This window comes from Ruegeria sp., assembly GCF_028066395.1.
Classification (GTDB): Bacteria; Pseudomonadota; Alphaproteobacteria; order Rhodobacterales; family Rhodobacteraceae; genus Ruegeria.
In genome coordinates this window covers 1,719-2,534 of record NZ_JALCBM010000140.1, presented here as the reverse complement: position 1 = coordinate 2,534, position 816 = coordinate 1,719, and the positions used below count along the sequence as shown (strand labels likewise).

The following is an 816-nucleotide window of genomic DNA, read 5'->3' as shown; positions in this document are numbered from 1 at the left end:
CTATAGGCGCATATATTGCTAAGAGGCTGCATGAGATTGGAGTCTGCCATTATTTTGCAGTTCCGGGGGATTACAATTTAATACTTCTTGACGAGCTGCTTAAGAATGAAAATCTAGAAATGATCGGTTGTTGTAATGAGCTTAATGCTGGTTATGCAGCTGACGGATATGCCAGAGCAAATGGGATTGCTGCTCAAGTCACAACTTTTTCAGTTGGCGGGCTTAGCGCACTAAATGCAATTGTCGGCGCTTATGCTGAAGACCTTCCTATAATTATTATTAGCGGAGGCCCCAATACTAACTCCGAAGTTGAAAACCAAAAACTGCATCACACAACTGGAAGAGTCTCGTATGGGTATCAGCGAGATATTTTTGAGTATGCAACAGAGAGCGCTGTAATTATCAAACATCTTGAGGATGCAGCATATCAAATCGATGAAGCGATCAGGCTCTGTCTACTTAAAAAGAAGCCTGTATATATCGAGGTTGCTTGTAATCTTGCAGGTCTTCCAATTTCTCATCCACACAAAAGAAACTTTGTTACCTGTCTTGCGAGCGATACTGAAGCACTAAAACAGGCAGTTAAATCAACAGTGGAATTATTAGAGACGGCAGCAAAGCCAATCTTAATTTCAGGCAGCAAGCTGAAGTCTGAGGGAGCAATCGGGTCTTTCACAGACCTCATTGATAAATCTGATTTTGCTTTTGCTTCCATGCCTCCTGCCAAGGGATTAATTTCTGAAACTCATTCAAATTACATTGGCACATACTGGGGGCCTGTATCAAGCCCTGGGACAGCTGAGATTGTGGAGTCTG

General features: G+C 42.5%; 1 protein-coding gene. It reads left to right on the top strand.

The genetic code is table 11. The annotated features are described in order from the left end of the window. The coding region (locus MPJ51_RS21745) for a thiamine pyrophosphate-binding protein (RefSeq protein WP_298391158.1) at positions 1–816 on the top strand (816 nt) is incomplete at both ends.